Genomic DNA, 4325 nt, shown 5'->3' on the forward strand with positions numbered 1-4325 from the left:
GCGCTGGGACGGCTTGACGGCCAGCGCCGATGCGCCGACCGCTGCGGCGCAGCGGTTGGCGCAGAAGAACCGCCTGGCGGAGCTCGATGCCGAGGCCGTGCAGGCGACCCGCGTCGTGCGCGAGGCCGAGGAGGCGCTGGCGCGCGCCGAGCAGGCGATGCGCCAGGCGAGCGAGGCCGAGCGCAACGCGCGTCAGGCCGGCCGCGATGCCCAGCACGCACTGGACGCCGCCCGTAACGCGCTGGCCGAGGCCGAGAAGGCCGGCGGCGAGCTGGCGAGCCGCCGTGCTGCCTTGGATGACGCCCGCGCGCGCATCGTCGACAGCCATGAAGAGACGCAAGCCGCTTTCCTCGAAGCCGAGGAGATGCTCAGGGACGCGCCCGATCTCGGCGACCTGCAGCTCCAGCTCGAGCAGGCCTCCGCCAGTGTAGCTCGCGACCGCGCCACGCTTGCCGATACGCGCGCCGTGCATGACGGCCTACGGCGCGAGGCCGAAGCGCGCATGCGCCGGCTCGACGCGATCGGCACCGAGCGCAAGAACTGGCTGGAGCGGGCCGAAAACGCCTCGACGCAGATCGCCGCGCTTGGCGAGCGCAAGGCTGAGGCCGAAGCTGAGCGCGAGCGGCTGGCCGACGCGCCCGACGAGATCGACGCCAAGCGCCGTGCGCTGTTGAGTCAGCTTTCCGAGGCCGAGGCGCTGCGCCAGGCCGCCGGCGATCGCCTGCAGGAAGCGGAGACCAAGCAAGCCGAGCTCGACAAGGCGGCGACCGCGGCGATCCAGTCGCTTGCCGAAGCGCGCGAGACCCGCGTCCGCGCCGAGGAGCGGCTGACCGCGGCCGACGAACGCCGCGCCGAGGTCGAGGCTCGCATCCAGGAAGCGTTGAACACGCCGCCGCATCTCGTCATCAAGCATACCGGGCTAGAGACCGACGACCCGATGCCGGACATGGCCGAGGTCGAGCGCCAGCTCGACCGGCTGAAGATCGAGCGCGAGCGGCTAGGGGCCGTCAATCTGCGCGCCGAGGAAGAACAGAGGGAGCTGTCGGACCGCCTGGAAATCATCGTGTCCGAGCGCGAGGACATCATCGAGGCGATCAGAAAACTGCGCCAAGCGATCCAGAGCCTCAACCGCGAGGGCCGCGAACGCCTGCTGTCGGCCTTTGAGGTGGTCAACGGCCACTTCCAGCGCCTGTTCTCGCATCTTTTCGGCGGCGGCACGGCCGAATTGCAGCTGATCGAGTCCGAAGATCCGCTGGAAGCCGGCCTCGAAATCCTCGCCCGCCCGCCGGGCAAGAAGCCGCAGACCATGACGCTGCTCTCCGGCGGCGAGCAGGCGCTCACCGCCATGTCGCTGATTTTTGCCGTCTTCCTTACCAATCCGGCGCCGATCTGCGTGCTCGACGAGGTCGACGCCCCGCTCGACGACCACAATGTCGAGCGCTTCTGCAATCTGATGGACGAGATGTCGAAGACCACCGAGACGCGCTTCGTCATCATCACCCACAACCCGATCACCATGGCGCGCATGGACCGCCTGTTCGGCGTCACCATGGCCGAGCAGGGCGTCAGCCAGCTGGTCTCGGTCGACCTGCAGGCGGCTGAGGCGATGCGCGAGGCGAGTTGAGGGCGGCTTGGCGTCCGGAACCGACTGAGTTACCTCTCCGGTGCCGTGGCTGGCGCCGTGTAGCGCCGGCGCACGGCCTCCAGCACGCGCTTGCGGCTCTCCTCGGGCGATAGACGCTTGTCCTTCTCGGCCTCTGCCGTCTCGCGGGCGAGTTCCTTGTCCCTGATCTGTTGGCGGAACCATTTGGAATAGTCGCCGGCGCGCAGGTGATATTCCCAGGTCTTGTCGTCGATGCCTTCCGCCATTTGGGCGAAAATGATCAGATTGTGGGCTCTGAGGTTCATCGCCTTTTCTGGCCCCGTGAAATAGAAACTGCCGGCCTCGTCCAGCTCGCCTTCGGCATATTTGCGGCTGTGCCGCTTCAGCGATTGGTCGGGTTCGATCGCCTTGACCGTGAACGGCTTCTTGCCGTCCTGCGGCCGCCACAGCAGGACCCGGTCACCCTTCGGCGAAGGAATGCTCTTGGGCGCCTCCAGCCCGGCCTCCTTGCAGAAGGTCTTGATCACGCCCTTCGCCTTCGGACCGAGCGCGATGACCGCCGTCACCAGGCGCAGGACCCCGGTCGAGAGCGCTTCCGGATGCACGGTGATCAGCACCGTGCCCGGCAGCTCGAGCGACAACACCGCGCGCGTGTCCTCGCGGCGCTTGGGCAGAAGGTGATGCGCCTCGTCAATGATCAGCCAATGCGGCCTTGCCGTGCGGTAGCGGACGCTGCCGAGGCCTGGCAGCAATTCGGCAAAGAAGTCGGGCCGCTCGTCGACCTTCAGCGCCAGCCCGTTGACCACGATATTGGTGCCAGGCTTTTCGATCAGCTCCAGCAATTGCTCCTTGCTGGGTGTAGTCGAGCCATCACCTAGCGGAACGGCGCCCTCCAGTCCGTCATAGTCGCCCTCGGGATCGAAAATGCAGAACTGCAATCCCTGTTCGGCAAGCCGCTCGGTGAGCGCTGTGGCCAATGTCGACTTGCCGATACCGGAGCTTCCGGCGATCAGAACGGTCTCGACGGGCGACAGATAGACCTTCTTGCCGTTGGCAGTTCCCAGCAGGACGCCGCGCAAGCGCTTGCGAGCTATCAGATGATCCTGCTTTATCAGCTTGCCGATCAGTTCTTCGACACCCTTGCCGCGCGCCTCCCTCGTGACGAGGTCGGCGGTTTCCTTCACGGCGGGCAATGCGTTGGCGACGGCGATGCTGCAACCCGAAGCCCTGAGGAAGGCGTGGTCGTTCTCGGCATCGCCGATGCCCACCACATTATGCGGCGACAATCTGAGGTCCTTGAGCGCAGCCGCCAGTCCGGTGGCCTTGTTGATGCCTGAGGGCAGGATCATCACCGCGCCCTTGTTGAAGATGATCTCCAGCTCAAGGCCGAGCTCCTTGATGACGTCGAGCACGGTGGCCTGGTGCGGCTCCCAGGTGGCAACGATCGAGCGGCCGACCGAGAGCGGCTTGACGCCGCGCTTCTTCAGTCTGTCGACGAAATCGGCGGAAGGCGAGGGCGAGATTGTTTGCTCTTCTTCGCTCGCCGGCGTGTAGATCAGCGCGCCGTTTTCGGCCACCACCTTGTCGAATAGCCCGACCTCCGGAAACACCTCTTTGAGATCGGGCAGTTCGCGGCCGGTGACCAGGATGAGCTTGCGGCCGGACTTCTTCAGCTTCTTCAGCGCCGACAGCGTGCTGGCGGTGACCAGTCCGTCATGCGCCAGCGTGCCGTCGTAGTCGGTGGCCAGTGCCATGAAATACATCGGGTGATCCTCTCCGCTGCCGGTCGCTCGGTCCGTCTGGAACAAACAACGTCTGTCGGCGGAAAAGGTTTAGGCCGGCGCTTTCGCCTGCCTGGCGAGAAACCTGGCGTGGAGAAATGCAACTCATCGGAAAGAGAGAAAGGTTGGCTGGGTTCTGGAAAGGCGGGGTGTTTCTGGTCTTTAGGTCTGTTTGGGGTCGGCGCGTTGCTCCTGTGCCCTCTTGCAGATCTCATCCAATTTTTTTCGGACCCGGTCGTTATCGAACAACAGCTTGGCGCGTGAGAATCCTCTGCTACGAAGCTCCCATTCGATGGCAAGCCATCCTTCATAGTCGCCAGATAACGCAAGTTTCCCGGCTTCGCGCCACATAAGCACGTCACGCTCTCGGGACACACCCTTTCTCCGTGCTTTTGCGCGAAGCATATAGGAGGTCGGGCCGATATTGTCGAGGGACCTGCCCCACAGCTCGCCGCGACCAGAGCACGGACTTCCACTTCATATTGAGAGAGCGTGATGTCGAGCTGACGCAAATATCGGTCAGTTCATTACCGGGCGCTCGACATCCCGGCGTGCGTTCTTGCCCCATAACTCACGGACGAATTTGATCGTCTCGCCAATCGTCCGGATTTCGATGATTTGCAACGATGGAACTCGTGCGCACCGTCTCCGCTCATGGAACTGCTCCTGCGAGGCCGGTGGGTCTCGAGGTGGCAAGGGGTCGAAAGCCGCGTTGAGACCACTGAAGAGAATCCGCGCTGAAATCGCCGCGCCACCCAATTCCCGCGAGAGATATATTGTTACATTTTGAGACACTTTTTTTAAATTTTGTGATTTGCTCCATACCGCTAACCTGGGCTCTTTTGGCCGCGAGCCATTCGGGCTTCAGGCATGTTGGGCAGAAAGGGTGGGGGTGTGAAAGGTCGCCAAGAATGGCCGATACGAATACCATTGTCTTGAGC

The 4325-nt window shown here is 63.8% G+C and carries 2 protein-coding genes; one reads left to right on the plus strand and one right to left on the minus strand.

What is annotated here, in order from left to right; genetic code table 11:
• Window positions 1–1624 (plus strand): chromosome segregation SMC family protein (locus EOA49_RS30610; protein ID WP_164749335.1); only part of this gene is annotated, 1624 nt, incomplete at its 5' end.
• Between the two features lie 29 nt (window positions 1625–1653).
• Here EOA49_RS30610 and EOA49_RS30615 read toward each other — a convergent pair.
• Window positions 1654–3366: an HAD family hydrolase gene (locus EOA49_RS30615; RefSeq protein WP_127239397.1), complete on the minus strand. Its 1713-nt coding sequence runs from the start codon at window positions 3364–3366 to the stop codon at window positions 1654–1656.
• Between the last annotated feature and the right edge of the window lie 959 nt (window positions 3367–4325).

Source organism: Mesorhizobium sp. M1A.F.Ca.IN.020.04.1.1, from assembly GCF_003997315.1.
Classification (GTDB): domain Bacteria; phylum Pseudomonadota; class Alphaproteobacteria; order Rhizobiales; family Rhizobiaceae; genus Mesorhizobium.

Coding starts and splice junctions, on each gene's coding strand:
- EOA49_RS30615 (WP_127239397.1), bottom strand. CDS start 3,366: ATGTATTTCATGGCACTGGCCACCGACTACGACGGCACGCTGGCGCAT.